A 16,656-nucleotide genomic window follows, 5' to 3' on the forward strand; every position below is an offset into this window, starting at 1 on the left:
ATTTGCCTATATAAAATTTAATGATTTTTAACCAAATACAAGTTGTTTTATTTGAGCCATTTCTTTATTTCCTAAAATATTATTTATTATAAAGGAAATATTATGGGCTAATACCTTTAAAGTAATTCTCAGCATCAGTCCCCATTTGGATTTTGCTAAAACTCTATTTATATTAAATTGCTCAGATAATTGTGAAAAGCTGGTTTCTATTCTTCGTTGCGTCCTTGACAAGGCGTTGCGAAGCTGCTTTTCTAAAGGATTTTTACTATTTTTTCTTTTTAGTGATATTAGTAAAATATCCTTTTCATTTTCAAGTTCTTTTTTCAAAGAATTATCAACATAACCTTTATCAGCAATTATTTTTATGTATGTTTTATTTTCTGTTAATTCAAAAACAGCTGCTCTGTCATCAGTTCCAGCAGGAGTCAAGAAAAAATCAGAAATAAATCCGTCTATAGTGACTAATGCATGAAGTTTTAATCCAAAATAAGTTTCCTTTTTTGAAGCACAATATCCGTATGATGCAATGTCTTTAAATGATTTGCTGAAGTAAGCTCTTGCAAATCTACAAACTGGAATAGGCATGCTATCAATAATTCTAACATCATCATTTGAAAATATGGATAATTCAGAAAAGTACTTTTGTATTTCTTTAATTGCCAAATACAAATTGCGCTTAGTTCTATTGAATCTTGATCTATCACAAATATTAGGAAATAAATCTTTGAAGTTCTTTTTAACAAAGTAAAACCATGCATTTTCAGAGTTAACTGAGAAGGCTTCGCCGACGAGACTTATTGATATAATCTCAGAATCAGAGAGTTTACTATCTGAAACATTCCTTCTATTTTTTATTTTAGATGGAATAATTTCATTGTAAACATCATCAATTAAAACAAAAACAACTGTAAAAAAGTCTTTTAAATCATCAATTTTTTCAGTATTATAATAAGTGAACTCTAACATTTCAATCATCTCCTTATTAGTTTTTTTAGTTTGGTTAATTATATTTTAATGGAAATGATTGATTTTTGTTAGAGTTTTTTTATATTAACTAGCACAATGCGTTTATAATATTATTTTTTTATTCTGTACCAAAATCCTACATTACTTTTGACATAACAAACTTCTGAATTTCTTGAGCACATATAATTGCAGTATTCATATCTTCTTCTATAACATCTAGTTCATACGGATATCTAACATGAACACCATAAGGTACAAGTTCAAGACATTCATCTTCTATTGTTTTAAAATCTGAATCAATAGCTACACACTTTCTATTAAGTAGTCCAAGGTCATGAGTTTTATCTGCACGCATACCTTTAAATATAAGCCATCCCTTAAGATATTTTTCAGCACTCTGCTCACAATGATAACAAATTATTTCTATAGGAACAGGATACATTTTTAATAAAAATTTAGCTGATTCTAAATCTCTTTCTGCATAATTAAACCATTCATCAGCTACTATTTTATTATCCATATAGCTTAACTCCCCTACTTAATATTTCATGTTCCATTGTGCAATTTATCTGCGCTCTTTCTTTAAATTCATCATTATAGTAAACAAGTAAGTCAACAGGAATGCTTTGAACTCCTACAATTGCTTTTCTTAGCTTTCTCATTATTTCAATCTTTCTCTTACTTTTATCATCAGTCACTATACATATATCAAGGTCACTATCTTCTCCAGGATTTCCATAAGCATATGATCCAAAAAGATATGCTGCTGTTATCTTTGATGTTTTATTAATTTCATTTATTATATTATCAAGTTCAATTTTTACACTTGTAGGCATTATACTCACCCTCTTCTTATTTGTTATTTTAATTATACCCAATATTTATTTATATATAAACTTAAATTTACATCTCTCAATTTATAAATTTGTTTTATATAGCACTCTACATTTATCATTCAAAAAGAAACAGCAGACTATATTTTCCTATAGCCTGCTTAATTTCTAGTTCATTATCTGTTTCTTTTACTTGCTTTATATTCTTTACCTTATCATATTTAATAAGCTCTTCTGCAAGTTCTATTTTAGAATTATAAATATCTCTATCATTAGGATTTGTTTCAAGAAGAACCTTTGCCATCTTAAATACTAGCTTTAGCTGATTATCATTACTAATTTTATTTAAATCAAGCTGTTCTACATCTATTGTCCTAAAATTATATGTTAATATTTCATCTTCTATCTTTAGAATTCTATAAACATATTGCTTATCCTTTCCACGTTCACCTTTATAAGTATATATTGCTGCCGCTATTACTTCACTCTTATCTTTATTTTTATATCTGAATTTATCCCAAATACAAATTATTGCATTACCACTTTTGGCAACAACGCAAAAAAGCAGTAAATATAATTTAATTATACTTACTACTCTTACATATAGTTATTGTACAACTTTAGCAATTTGTTTAAATCTCTTAGCTACGTCTATAGTCTATATAATATAATCATCTATTATCAACTTTGCTAAGTGAAGTGGTAATGGTAATACTGTTTTTTGGGTTTCAAATTGAATTGATGCTTTTCTTAAATTATGTATATTTAATATACAATGTTCTATATTATTAAAATTATCACCAACATACATTGGATATATCTCTTCTATATTCCTATGAGTAAATGCACTGTTATTAATTACTCTGCTTTCTTTTTCATCTAAAGTATGACTTTCTCTTTCTGTTCGTGTATCAAGTGAATAATATACATCTTCATACTTATAGACACCACTTTTATTCATAAACTCTTGTTTTTCATTTTTTCCTGGATAATAATCTGGTACTTCGTTATTTACACGCATTCTAATTAATGAAATATTATTTAATTTATCAGTAGTTATTATTCCACCTTCAAAATTATCTATATATAATTCATTGATTTGCTTCTTATCTTCATCTAGATATTTTATAATTTCACTATTTGAAATTCCTTTAATAAGTTTTCTAGATGTACCATCTGCTATAATTACAACCAAATGATTTTTTTCATCCTTTATAAGCTTTTCAAAGCACTTTATAACACCATTTCCAGATGTTTTTATTCTTCTATTTCTACCTTTTTTACATGCTTCATTAGATAACTCTAGTATAAATTTCCAATATGGATACTCAATTACAGTTTCCATTTTTGCAAAAGCCTTTATCTGCATTTTTTCAAAATCACAAGTAACCATAATTGCAAATGGTTCAAGTGTAGTTCCATTCTTTGTGTTAATATAATTACACACATATATTCCTGATACTACAGTATTTTTTAACATTTTCCTTTTTGAAACATCAGTTAAGATTCCTAACTGTCTGTATCCATCTAAAATTGTATTTTTTATTACCTGATTGTAATTATCACTTTTATATAATGATTTAGGTTCTTTTTCACTTTTACCTTCTTCATACTCCTTCATTTTAATTTTATATCTTTCTATTTTATTTAATCTTTTCTTTTCCGCTTCATAAAAAGCTTCTGGAGTTATAAATTGAGTCAATCTTCCTGTATGAGCAAATCCTATTCTTATTGCATGCTTTGGATCTACTCGCGAATCACTTTTTTCATTTCCATTACTATCTTTTATCTTAAATTCACCTGGACCTGCAAGTATTACAAAAGCCAAAGTTGGCTTATTAGTATGTTCTATATTGTTTTCTATCAAATCAATTCGATCATTAAAGCCTTCTAGATTTTTTTTACTATTCTCATTTTTTAATTCAAGGCATTCACTAAATTCACCTAAATCTCGAGTTGTTATTATTGTAGCTGTATCTTCAAGATGATTACTAAGAAAATACTTTAACTGTTCAACTATTTTTTCACTTCCGCCATTATACCAGATCTCAACTGTTAATTGCTCTTCAAATAAAGCTGATTGTAATACTTGATGAAACCTCTCTTTATTTTCAATATTAAAATAATCATCAAAATAACTTTTTGGATTTTCATTATTATATTGTAACTTTATTGCTTCTAATGGTTCTTCTTCTATTTTAAATGGAATTTTTGACATAATATCAATAAAAATTGTTTTATAATCTGCAAATGGTTCACCTGCATGCATATTATGCTTTATTTTTTTGCCTGCATTACCCATACCATATTCAAAAGGAATTAATGCCTTTTGAATATATAATTGAGGCTTAATTAGAATATCTTCCGGATCATTCAAATTATCATCATTGCTATTGTCATAACAAACAGAGTAACATTCTTTATCAGAAAGTACCCAGTCTATTTTCTTACTTAGAAAATTATATTTAATTCTCATTGGTTGAAGTTTATAGTTATCTTCTCCTCCTACTTTCAAATAAACTGTTTTTTCTGTATCTAAAAATGGTTTGATTTCTTCCTCATTTCTGCTTATCCATCTTCTAATTGATATATTTATATTTAAATATGATTCATTTTTAGGTGGTAATGTCTGTACAGAAAAATTTACAACATACGAAAAATAGTCCTTATCATTTATGTCTTTTAAACCTGTTGGATTTGTAACAATCTCATTTTTACCTGAATAATAAAACTTAGTTTTCTGACCATTAATACTTATGTCTGTTCCTATTATGTTATTTACAACAAGTAAAGGTAATATTCTAAATCCATCCTTGTCATAGTTTCTTCCTTTATTAAATAAAAGCAAATTTTCTTTTCTTACATTTTGAGAAAAATCTACATCTTTTAATTCTTCGCATATTCTATTAGCATATTCTTTAACTTCATCATTATTTTTTCTTTTCTTTTCAAGCTCTGTTTCTTCAATATAAAATGCTTCAATCCAGCTTCTTATTATATTCATAACTAAATTTGTATTTATTTCTCTATCTGATACAATCCATCTGTCATCTACTGTATTATTAGATACATCTTTCATATCTACCACACCATCTAAATGAGTAACAAATAATTTTTTCAAAGAATTAAGCGGAAGATAATGATATGATCTATTAAACTTCGCATTAGATTTTTCCTCCAAATTCAATAACTTTTCCTTTAAAGATTTAGGCATTGGAAGAAAATATACATCAGCATATATCTCATCATCCAATTTAAACATCATTGGTACTATATATTCTTTATCCTTATTCATAATCTGCTCCTTTCAATGCATTGTAGAATGGTTCATATAAAGTCTTAGCTACTTCTGCATCCTCTTCATCATTCATTAAATCTTCTAAATATTTTTGTAATTCTATTAATATATCAAATCCATCTTCTTCTTTGCGTTTGAAAGCTCCATCAATAAAATATATTCGTGGAACTTTTTCTTTAGGTATTTTACCTATTCTACATATCCTTCCAAATACTTGATTTAACATAACAAAGAAACATGCTACTAAATCCCTTTTATCTTCTTTAGGCATATATTTTAGTTTTATATTAAATTCACTTAATCTATTGTATTCTGCGAAAGCGCTAATTCTAATATTTTTGTATATTTCTAAATCATTTTTACTACCAGAAATTCCATTATATTTACACATTATCTTCCCATTAACTTTTTGAACATGAATAAGATAATCTCTTGGATCAACCATCGGTCTTACCAAAAACATAATGGTGTCAAATTTTGAATTTCCCTTATTATCTACAATGTTATAGCCTCTTTCTATTACAATTGCCGGAGCTATAAGTACTTGTTTATCAAACTGCTCTATCCTACTTCGTAATGTAGAATCTTCACTATATGTCCTATCACCATCTGACTTTAGTGAAGATACTAAAATATCATCTTTTTTAGCAAAAATACTATCAAGGCATTTCTTTGAAATTGAAGCCTGTTCGTACTTATTTACAATTCCTAGGATAGTATCATTTCTTTCTATTGAATCAATAAATAACTCCCTATTTTCTCGTATTAATTTATCAATCATTTTATTTTTCAAATCATCTGAAACTCCTGATACTATAGTTTCACTTCTAGCTATATGCATTTTTGTCTTTGAAAGATACTCTCTTTTATACGGTTCTGCTTCAATAATATTCGTAATTGGTGCACTTATGTGATATCTTGAAGAACCTGGTATAAATCCAGTACCAGACATTAATAGAACATTTGGTCCTAATGGTTCTCCTTTAGTACTTAATTTAAACCATGGATATTTTAAAGCTAATGACCTCCCAAACCCATATTGTTTTGTTATATATAAATCATCTTCCTTTTTTTCAAATGCTAATGTATTTCCAATTGGAGACATTGGTATAACTTTCTGCAACTCTTCAAAATTCTGACTTAATATATCTCTTAAGTCATTGTCAACCTCATCCATGTCCCTAATTTCATCTGAAAGTTTTCTATATAATTGTTCAAAACCAATCACTTCTACAATAAATTGTATTTTGTTATACATATTTGAATTTAATGTAGCAAATTCGGCCTCCACTTCTTTTTTTGCTTGGATTCTTTTTAGAGTCTTGCTTGTTCTACTGTCAACCACGTATTCTTTCAACCTACTTAATATAACATTAAATAAATCGCTTCCTCCAGTAACTAAATCAATTATTTCTATCTGGCCTGTTTTAATAGGTTTTTTAAGCAAATCATACAATGCTTGCCATATACCATCAGGAAGTCTATTGGTTTCATTATATTTCTCTGCCAATTTCGGGTCACTCTTAATATTGTTAAGTAAACTAAGAGCTGTAAAATGCTTCATGTATGATTCTGAGAAGCCAGTCTTATGTTGCTGTATCTTCTGATTTATTTTTATCAGCTTAAATTCCAAGCGCGATAATAAATCTACTATTTCACCCATCTGCTCTGATTCAGTTTTTTCTTTGAGGTTCATCCTTCTAAAATTCATTTGAATTTTAGAATTATTTTTCAAATATTCATTTATTCCTATAGAAGGAGATAAAAGCCCATCTAATTTACACATTATATTGTCAGATTCATCCATAATAATCAAATCTACATTATCTAAAGCATAAGTAAATACCTTTTGTTTTTCAATACCAAAATTAGATTTACATAAACCTTCAATAGTAGTTACCAATACATCTGCTTCATATATCTTCTTTTCATACTTTGTTTTAGGGCACATATAATAAAATGGGCATTTATATTTATTATATTTATTTAAGTACCATACTGCCTTGCCTTCATCATTTATATCTTCACTATACTCATATATCTTATGGCATGGTTCACTGCCATTTTTTATTACTATATCAGTTCTTTTTATTAATGAATTTAGAAAACATCCTCCCTGAAGTACTTCGGATATGTGTTCTGGCAGAAAATTTTTATCTTGCATCAATGCATTTATATGTTTAATTCTATTTGAATTTCCAACTATTGCAGCTGCTTTTATACCTAACTCTTCAAGAGTATTTATCTGCTTAAATACATCATCTACAGTAGGTTTTATCAATAAAGTCCTATAACCTCTCTTTGCTAATAATACTGAAATACATTCAGCCAATACCGATTTTCCTGCTGCAACCTGTCCTGCTGTATTATTTATTTTATCAATTACAAATTCACTGCATTTTTCTATTTTCTTACCTTTTCTAACCAATATGTTACCATTTTCAAGTACATTTTCCCTGTACTTTTCTCCTTTTAAATTCTTATCTATCAATGCAGCTTCTTTATAAATATCATCTAACTTTATTCTTATGCTTCCACCTTTTTTGCTTCTAGCATTTAATATCTTTGTAGGTTTTATCTTTTTAGGGAGGTTAATTTCTATCTCTTCCTTATTAATTAATACCCCATATTTTTTTGTATCATCTAATGCATAATTTATTGTATGCTCTCTCTTCTCAGGCTCCTGCATTAGCAGTTCATCATAATCATCTATCCTATTTCTATATATTAATGGTATCTTATTATTTCTAATTAATTTTCCTTCTTTATCTATATTGTACATTGCAAATTCTTTATTTGCTTGCATTTTATAAATTTCTAATGCATCATGATATACTTTTGCTTGATTCAATGATTTTAACAGAATTCTTGCATTTGCTATTAAATAATCAGTTTCATCAAATTCATTTTTAATTATTAAGTTATATCCTGATAATAATAAATAAAAATCATCTGCATCCTTATTTATTTTGAGTTTTTCACATAATCTAAATAGTATTTCAAGTCTTACAAATACCCTAGGCTCTATCATACTTAGTTCCATATTATCTTTTACTCTTTTTATAACAGTGTAAATGTTCATATGTTTTCACTTCCTTCAATTCTAAACAAAAGAATTTCTTCAAAGTCTTTAAGCTTCATACAACTTATATCACATCCTTTTGGTATTTGTTCATTTATTATTCTTAAATAATTTTTATGTTTATCATTGGGAACTATATATATTATCTTTTCTTTTATATTCTTTTTTGTTTTTATATCTTCAATAATCCAATGTGGTGCTTCTATATCTTTTGCATCAATAAACCATACTTCATCATTTTCAAATATTATTTTAAAGTCCCATGTATCTTTCTCAGGCCATACTTCATATTTAACTTCATATTTGTCTATAATGTTCTTAATTTGTATCTCTAGCTGACCTGGGTAATAAATATTATGTGCCGCAACTTCATTTAATACTCTGAATGTACCATCTGGTAATTCTGCTTCATATTTGTTTTCAAAATTATTTTTATTGCACCTCTTAGATACACAGCTAAACACTCCTTTTTTGTATTCTCTTAAAATCATTCCACATTCCGGACATCTATAAAGTGTTTTTCTTTCCTGAGAATCATAACAAAGTCTTACTATTTCACTATATGCTTTAATAAATTCTTTTTGTTTTGGTGTCTGAGAAAGTTTATTATCCGATAAAATCACATTATCTGGATTCATCAAAAAATTTCTGCATTCATTATAATCTTCTTGTGTACCTTTTATTAATTCTAAATATATCCTCTGTCCCTTATATTCAGTTTCTTGATTATACTCATCTTTTGCATCATTTATTATTTTTGAATTTAAAAACTCAAATCCTTCTTCTGTTAATATGCACGAATATGTATCATTTAGCTCTATTAAAGGCTCTAATCCTAATAAATTTGATTTTGCTTCTAGCATTTTTCTAAAATTCTCTGGCAAACTTTCTATAATATCTTCTAAGGGATTTTGAAACATGTTAAACAACTTTGATTCATCTGTAGGTAATATTTCTTTTCCACTATTATCATATAAATTATATTTATAATTCATAAATGAAAAAATACTTGTTGCCTTTGTTAATGTTTTTATAAACTTATCATCTTTTTCTATCGTAATATACTCTTCACATTTTAATCTTTTGTATACTCCCATTACACCAAGATATACTGCATCTTCAAATTCTTTTACAAATTGATCATTCATTTTCAAAATTTCACCTCCAAAGCAAAAATAGCTCTGTGTATTGCAAAATACACAGAGCTATCTATAATTAAAATTTTTCACCTATAATTACATACTTACATAGTTCTTAGTTTAGTTTTTGCGAATACAAATACATTGTATTCCTTTTCATTTTATTTGTAAAGTATGTATTTATTAAGCATTTATTATTTTCATCAACTTTACAAAACACTAGTCAAATAGGTAAGACATTAGGAGAAGTTTATGTGATTATTCCTATTTATCAGGAAGATAACGGAAGTCAAATACGTGTAGAAATTATACCATTATATAAACAGATAATAAATAAACAACCAGAGTTTTTTGCTGGGACTAAGTTTATTTTTTATTATAATCAATTCAAGAAAGATTTACCACAAATTGCATTGTCATTTATGTCTATTTGTATTAGTATAGTATTTTTTGTAAGTCCAATAATAAACAGATATGAAAAAAAGAAAAAAAATATTTTATTTTCTTTGGGGATATTCGCTTTTTCCATTGGAATATGGAGGATTACAGACATAAAATTCACTTCAATGTTATATTATCATAATTCTAAAATAATATATTATATTTCTATGTTAATGATGTATATATCAGCAGGAGCACTAGGATTTAATATTAAAAATCAATTTATAAAAAAACATGAAAATTTTATGAAATGTATTATTATTATTTATTGTAGTGGATGCTTATCTTTAATATTTATGCAAATGATAAATCTTTTTGATTTACATGAGAGTTTATTTGTTTGGCATATTTTGCTTGTTATATATTCAATAATAGTCGCAGTATTAGTTGTTTATGAAACTAAAAAAGATAAAAATGCTATAAAGATAAGTAGCTTAATATTTATAACATTATGCATAATAGGAGTTTTAATTGATCTTATATCATATTATGTTAAAGGTAATTCTTATAATCTTTTTATTATAACAGCGTCATTAATAATTTATTCTATTTTTCTAGGATACATTTCTATAAATAACATTAATGAAAAAGCAAATTTAGATATTCAAACTGGATTGTATAATAAAAGACGATTAAAAGAACTTTTTATTAACTATGAAACAATTACTGATTCATTAGGAATAATTATGTTTGATTTAAATGGATTAAAGCATATTAATGACACACTTGGGCATAATTACGGCGATATTCTAATATCTGAATTTGCAAAAATTCTGAAAGTATGTATAAAACATAAGGGATTTGTAGCTAGATATGGTGGTGATGAGTTTGTTGCTGTTGTTAAAAATGCTGATATGGCTTTGATGAAAAAGATAGAATCTCATATAAATATTGAGGTAAACAAATACAATATGAGAAATACTGGTATTGTAATGAGTTATTCAATGGGATATTCATTATCAAAGGATTATCCTGAATTTTCATTGTATGAATTATTAGCAAAAGCTGATGAATATATGTATGAGCATAAACGAAAGTATTATATATGCAAAAAAAAATAATAAAAAGACACAAATAATAAATTTGTTGAAAATAAAAAAACAATAACTTCTATAAATAATAAATGCAGTTAGGCTATATTTCTTCTTTACAATAATTAAGCGGAAATCTCACACTTTAAGGAATGGGATTTCCGCTTAATTATTGCAATAACTTATGTTTATAAGTTGTTCTAATAACTATAAATTTTTCCTTTAAATTTCTGCTTTCCATAATCCATGAAGATTACAATTTTCATATGCAGCTAAAGGCTTTTCACCTTCTGCAAGTGTAAATACAGCACAAGGTGCATCTCCAGGCTTAAGGTCTTTTTTATGATAGCCATTAGTAGTTTCTAAAATAATGAACTGGATATAATGTTCTTCAAGCATAGGATGTTCCACAGCTCCAACTTTAATGCTAACAGTATTGCCTTCGTAATCAACTACAGGAACGTGCTTTTCCTTAGCTGCATCTGTTGTATTTGCCACAATTTCTGTCATAGTTTCTCCACAACAAACTGGTGTTGCGTTAGTCTTTTCTGTTAAAAATGTAATGAAATTTCCACACTTTTTGCATTTGTAAAATAACATTTTTTATTCCTCCTATTTTGTTAAAGATTAATAATTTTCTACATGTAATTCAAAGAATGATTGAGGATGTTTACATACTGGACATACCTTAGGAGCTTCCATACCAACAACTATATGTCCACAATTACGGCATTCCCAAATCTTAACTTCACTCTTTTTAAATACTTCTTTCATTTCTATATTTTGAAGAAGCTTTCTATATCTATCTTCATGTGTTTTCTCAACAGCTGCAACTCCACGGAATTGTTCTGCAAGTTCATGAAATCCTTCTTCATCTGCTTCTTTTGCCATACGAACATACATATCAGTCCACTCATAGTTTTCACCATTTGCAGCTTCTTCTAAGTTCTTAGATGTATCTCCAAGCATTCCTAGTGCCTTAAACCAAAGCTTTGCATGTGCCTTTTCATTTTCAGCAGTCTTCAAGAAAAGTGCTGCTATTTGCTCATAACCAGCTTTCTTAGCAACTGATGCAAAAAAAGTATATTTATTTCTTGCTTGTGATTCTCCTGCGAATGCTTCTAATAGATTTTTTTCAGTCTTTGTTCCTGCATAAGGATTCTTTTTGTTTAAAGCTTCAAAAATATCTGTCTTGTTACACTTTGGACATTCCTTTGGCGGGTTATCCCCTTCATAAACACATCCACATACTTTACATACATACTTCATTGTTTTTCCCTCCTAATTTTATGGCTTATATTTTTGACTGAACTATACAATTAAAGTAGGAGTAGTATAAATCATAGTAATTATTTGCTGATTCAACTCATGAAACACCTTTGAATCACTACCAAACAGCTCATACTTTTGAATCATATCATGGGCTTCCTTTTTTTCTTCTACCTGTTCTTTTACAAAACAGTCATAAAGCCACATTGTTTCACAACCGCTTACATGAACTACTACCTTATAAATATTATTAATAATATACTGTTTATATTCCATTGATAACCTAATTAAGTTGTCAATCCGCTAGTAGCCTTTGTTTAGCTTATTAATTGCTTTGAATTTAATTACTATCTTAACAAACACTTTTTAGCTAAACTTTTCATAAAAGCGATTGATTAATTTTTATTATATCAAAGAATTTAAATTATACAATAGACCATTAAAACAGCTTGTAATGGTACAAAACTGTTTTAATAAATAAAGTAGATAAAATTTATAAATAATGTAGAAACCATAATAAACATAATCAAAATGAGTAAAAAAACAAAAAATAAATTATAAAAAAAAATATTATCATCCACAGTATTCGTTTATAGGAAAATTATTAAAATATTTCTTTATTTTGTTTGATTACATTATATAATCCTTTTAATATATCAGCAAATTCAGCTATTTTATCTAAATAATTCAGAAAAAAACTCAACGATTTTCTTTGTTATATCTTCTGTTCCAATGTTCCAATAACCATTCCCATAACATTATACTATTTACATCTTTTCATTTTCTCAGCTAATTCTTTCTGCCTATACTGACCTATAAATTCTTCTAATGAATGATTATATTTATACAACAAATCAAATAGTTCTTTTAATAATTCAGAATTAGGACCTTGTTTCTTATTAATATATTGAACCAAGCCAATATTTGTATGTGTATATAATTTAATGTTACAAGGCCTTTTTAGTAACTTAATAGATTCTATTATTCCAGTGAGTATACATTGATTAACAGTTAATCCATATAGCTTTTCTTTAATTATCTTCTCATTATTTTTATATTTGAGAATACTCATATACATTCCATCTCTGCTATCTGAAGCATTATTAGAATATCCTCTAACTATAAGCTCTATATCTGTTGTAGCTAATTTATTTTCGTTATATATTTTACCATTTGCTCTGCTATCTTCTTTATTAGTTAACTTCTTTGAATTAAAGCTGCTTTTAGAATTTTCACATAAATCATTTAATTCTTTAAGTACATCAATATTCTCATTATACTTATATTCAGAAAAACTTATTTTAATATTCTTCTGCAATACCACTTCAACTAATTCTTTACCAACATCTTTATTGCACCAATTTTCAACTTTACTTGACTCACCTTTTATCATCCTTTTTAATAAAGCAAATCCAATATTGGTTTGAACATAAGCCTTAACAACTGAATTATCACTTACAAACTTCAAAATTTCTGCCAAACCTTTTATTATTATTCTATAATGTGTAGTTTCTTCTATATCAAGAACTTTAACTAAACGTTTATCCCCTTCTTCTATTATTCCAGCTAAGTTTCCTTTATTACTAAAGTTATGTTTAAATCTTACTGTTACTATTACTTTATTCAAATTTCCCCACCACATTTTTTATTATTCAAGATAGTTAAACTTAATTTTTCAAATATCTTAAAACTAATTTTCTAATGAACTTCTTATAAAAACATTTAATTTGAAATTCTTTAACCCATTTTTATACTCTTATACTTTTCATTTGCTTTGTATGAATTTACATAATTTGTATATTTATTATACTCTTTATTTTATTAAATTAAAATAGAGACACTATAAAATTTATAATGTCTCCAATAATTTTAATATATATTCTAATTTTTATTACATCAATTCAACCTAAATTTTTATAATTAAAAAATGATAAAAACATTATCTATTTTATTAAAGCTTTATATTTCTAACAGCTTCAAATTCTTCTACTATTTCCTTACTTGGAGCTTTAGTTAATAAGCTTACAACAATAATTGCTATAATACCAATAATAAAAGCTGGTAAAAGTTCATATATTGCAAATGCACCACCTAAAGTTGCAATTCCATATTTCCAAACAAATACTGAAATTCCTCCTGCAAGCATACCTGCAATTGCTCCCTGTAAATTTGTACGCTTCCAAAATAAAGAACATAATATAAGTGGACCGAATGATGCTCCAAAACCTGCCCATGCAAATGAAACAATTTCAAATACAGAGCTATTAGGATCTTGAGCTATAACTATACCTATAACAGCAATAATAACAACAGTGATTCTTGCTATTAACATACTTGTTTTAGGTGATATTTTTAAATGCAATACTTCTTGTAAAATGTTTTGAGAAACACTAGAAGAAGCTGCAAGTAATTGAGAATCTGCTGTTGACATAGTACTTGCTAGTATTCCAGCCAATACTAAGCCAGCCATTATAGTGAAGAATACTCCATAGTTTGACATAACATCTGCAATACGAATAATTATAGTTTCTGTATCCGAACCTGAAAGTGATTGTATTAATCCATTACTAGTTAATGCTCTTCCTGAAATACCTATACAAACTGCAACAAACATAGCTATTGCTGCCCATACTGAAGCAACTCTACGTGAAAGCTTTAATCCTGATTCATCTTTGATTGCCATAAATCTAAGTAAAATATGTGGCATACCAAAATATCCAAGTCCCCATGCACATGTTGAAATAATTTTTAAGAAACCATATGTAGATGACGTATTAGTTTCTTGTATATAAGTATTAGTCAATGAAAGATATCCTGGTAAAGCTTTTGCATTTTCAAAAACTGCATCTATTCCTCCAGCAGAAACAGTTGCAAATATTACAATGAAAACTATAGCAAATGTCATAATTATACTTTGAATAAAATCAGTAGTAGATGCAGCTAAAAATCCACCTGTTGCAGTATATCCTACAATAACAATTGCAGATATAATCATTGCTGTCATATAATTCATTCCAAATAATGATGAAAACAACTTTCCACATGCTGCAAATCCTGATGCTGTATAAGGAACAAAGAAAATTATTATAATAAGTGCAGATATAAGTGCTAAAATATTGTTATTATCCCTAAATCTATTAGAGAAAAATTGTGGCAAAGTAAATGAATTAGTAACCTGTGTATATCTACGAAGCCTTCTTGCTGTAAAAAGCCAGTTTAAATAAGTACCAACAGCAAGACCAATAATTGTCCATCCAACATCTGCAAATCCTGATAAATAAGCCAATCCTGGAAGTCCCATTAAAAGATAACTAGACATATCTGAAGCTTCAGCACTCATAGCTGTTACTAAAGGCCCAAGTCCCCTTCCGCCAAGATAAAAATCAGATGCTGATTCATTTTTCTTAGCATAATAAATACCAATTGCCAATACAATCCCCAAGTAAGCAATTATGGTAAGCAATATCCAAATAGATTCTGTATTCATATTTGAATTCCCCCTTTTTAAGTAGTTCGTATATAAAATTACACTTTAAAATAATGTTAAAAAATATAATTTTTAGCATTATTTTAGTTTATTATATTTTATCACGAACTATGCATGTATAGAAGAAAAACTTTACCACATTAAAGCGTCAAATTAGATATAGGGGAAACTTATATATGCAATTTATTAAACGTTTCATAGAAAATATTAAAATTTTCTATGGTATTCTTAATCTAAGTAAGTTTATGTTATTTAATTCTACAGCAAATTAATAATACATTCTAAACTGGTTCACATTCATCAATAATATACCAATCATTATTCTTTTTACTAACAGTAAATGTTATTGGAATGTTGCTTGAACTGCCTATGTTATTATCTTGAGAATCTGTCATAAAAACCGAGTAAATCATGGTAACATAAATGTTATTATTCTTTGACTCCCTAGAAAATTCTTTTAATGAGAAATTTATTTTGACAGGTTTAACATATTCAGTATTATCTACATCATAAGTGTTAAATACATTTACATTCTTAAATACTTCTTCTGACATATGCCTAGATAACTCATCAGAATAACCATCTTTAGTAATGAATGCCTCCTTAACGACATTAGAAATATCTATATTACTAGCATTACTTATACTGCTGCAACCATTAAATATGCTCACACCCATAACTACTACTAATACAAATATATATTTTACGTATAACTTACTTACAGAAAACATCGAAAACACATCCTTTACGAGCTACTCTATATATAGCTCTTTTTCAATTACTTTAATATAATTTTAACTAATCCCGCCCTAATTTACAATATTTGTATAATGCAATAAATAAAATAATTATTCACTTTATTTTTTTAGTTGTTATCATAGCTCATTACTCTTTCTAGGACTATATAAAACATTCTATAAAACATTCTAAAAAATGTAGTTTTCTAAACGTTCTATAGTCACCAGTGCATACTATATAAAATTTTTCCTTACATAGCTGTTTTTAAGAAATGTTGTTTTGTATATTATTTACCTTTTGTGGCAATGATCTAAACGAGGTGAATAAATTGATAGAAAATGATATTGATTATAAAAATTTAGAAACACTTAT

Annotated in this window: 14 protein-coding genes; 1 reads left to right on the plus strand and 13 read right to left on the minus strand. The window is 27.1% G+C overall.

What is annotated here, in order from left to right:
- Positions 1 to 27 precede the first annotated feature (27 nt).
- The 7 genes from HF850_RS11860 to HF850_RS11890 all read right to left on the minus strand — a co-directional run bounded on the left by HF850_RS11860 (position 28) and on the right by HF850_RS11890 (position 9,327).
- Complete coding sequence (locus tag HF850_RS11860) at positions 28 to 966, minus strand: IS982 family transposase (protein ID WP_169105659.1); 939 nt, start codon at positions 964 to 966, stop codon at positions 28 to 30.
- A gap of 136 nt (positions 967 to 1,102) precedes the next feature.
- Positions 1,103 to 1,486 (minus strand): HEPN domain-containing protein, encoded by a 384-nt coding sequence (locus tag HF850_RS11865; RefSeq protein ID WP_169105660.1) that lies wholly within the window; start codon positions 1,484 to 1,486, stop codon positions 1,103 to 1,105.
- A complete protein-coding gene (locus tag HF850_RS11870; RefSeq protein WP_169105661.1) occupies positions 1,479 to 1,802 on the minus strand; it encodes a nucleotidyltransferase domain-containing protein in 324 nt (107 codons plus the stop codon). The genes HF850_RS11865 and HF850_RS11870 overlap by 8 nt, the downstream gene beginning before the upstream one ends.
- 115 nt (positions 1,803 to 1,917) lie before the next feature.
- A complete protein-coding gene (locus HF850_RS16165) occupies positions 1,918 to 2,103 on the minus strand; it encodes a hypothetical protein (RefSeq protein ID WP_347564434.1) in 186 nt (61 codons plus the stop codon).
- A 354-nt stretch (positions 2,104 to 2,457) separates the two neighbouring features.
- The gene (locus tag HF850_RS11880; protein WP_169105662.1) at positions 2,458 to 5,094 is read right to left on the minus strand and encodes a DUF3962 domain-containing protein; all 2,637 of its coding nucleotides are present in this window, start codon (positions 5,092 to 5,094) and stop codon (positions 2,458 to 2,460) included.
- A complete protein-coding gene (locus tag HF850_RS11885; RefSeq protein WP_169105663.1) occupies positions 5,087 to 8,179 on the minus strand; it encodes a hypothetical protein in 3,093 nt (1,030 codons plus the stop codon). The genes HF850_RS11880 and HF850_RS11885 overlap by 8 nt, the downstream gene beginning before the upstream one ends.
- Positions 8,176 to 9,327 (minus strand): hypothetical protein, encoded by a 1,152-nt coding sequence (locus tag HF850_RS11890; protein ID WP_243159481.1) that lies wholly within the window; start codon positions 9,325 to 9,327, stop codon positions 8,176 to 8,178. The genes HF850_RS11885 and HF850_RS11890 overlap by 4 nt, the downstream gene beginning before the upstream one ends.
- Positions 9,328 to 9,572: 245 nt before the next feature.
- On the opposite strand from HF850_RS11890, the gene HF850_RS16170 reads away from it, so the two are divergent.
- Positions 9,573 to 10,820: a GGDEF domain-containing protein gene (locus HF850_RS16170; RefSeq protein ID WP_169105665.1), complete on the plus strand. Its 1,248-nt coding sequence runs from the start codon at positions 9,573 to 9,575 to the stop codon at positions 10,818 to 10,820.
- A 192-nt stretch (positions 10,821 to 11,012) separates the two neighbouring features.
- Here the strand turns inward: HF850_RS16170 and HF850_RS11900 are convergent, their stop codons facing one another.
- The 6 genes from HF850_RS11900 to HF850_RS11925 form a co-directional block, all read right to left on the minus strand.
- Positions 11,013 to 11,390, minus strand: a complete 378-nt coding sequence (locus tag HF850_RS11900; RefSeq protein WP_169105666.1) for a desulfoferrodoxin family protein — start codon at positions 11,388 to 11,390, stop codon at positions 11,013 to 11,015.
- A gap of 27 nt (positions 11,391 to 11,417) precedes the next feature.
- The gene (rbr, locus tag HF850_RS11905) at positions 11,418 to 12,059 is read right to left on the minus strand and encodes a rubrerythrin (protein WP_169105667.1); all 642 of its coding nucleotides are present in this window, start codon (positions 12,057 to 12,059) and stop codon (positions 11,418 to 11,420) included.
- A gap of 42 nt (positions 12,060 to 12,101) precedes the next feature.
- Positions 12,102 to 12,335: a hypothetical protein gene (locus HF850_RS11910; protein ID WP_169105668.1), complete on the minus strand. Its 234-nt coding sequence runs from the start codon at positions 12,333 to 12,335 to the stop codon at positions 12,102 to 12,104.
- 487 nt (positions 12,336 to 12,822) lie between these two features.
- Positions 12,823 to 13,686 carry a hypothetical protein gene (locus HF850_RS11915; protein WP_169105669.1) on the minus strand — a complete coding sequence of 288 codons (864 nt, stop codon included), beginning with the start codon at positions 13,684 to 13,686 and terminating at the stop codon, positions 12,823 to 12,825.
- A 324-nt stretch (positions 13,687 to 14,010) separates the two neighbouring features.
- Complete coding sequence (locus HF850_RS11920) at positions 14,011 to 15,546, minus strand: sodium/proline symporter (RefSeq protein WP_169105670.1); 1,536 nt, start codon at positions 15,544 to 15,546, stop codon at positions 14,011 to 14,013.
- Positions 15,547 to 15,827: 281 nt separating this feature from the next.
- Positions 15,828 to 16,277, minus strand: a complete 450-nt coding sequence (locus HF850_RS11925) for a hypothetical protein (protein WP_169105647.1) — start codon at positions 16,275 to 16,277, stop codon at positions 15,828 to 15,830.
- Positions 16,278 to 16,656: the final 379 nt, after the last annotated feature.

Origin of the sequence: Clostridium sp. SM-530-WT-3G (genome assembly GCF_012843905.1) — a bacterium.
GTDB lineage: Bacteria > Bacillota > Clostridia > Clostridiales > Clostridiaceae > Clostridium.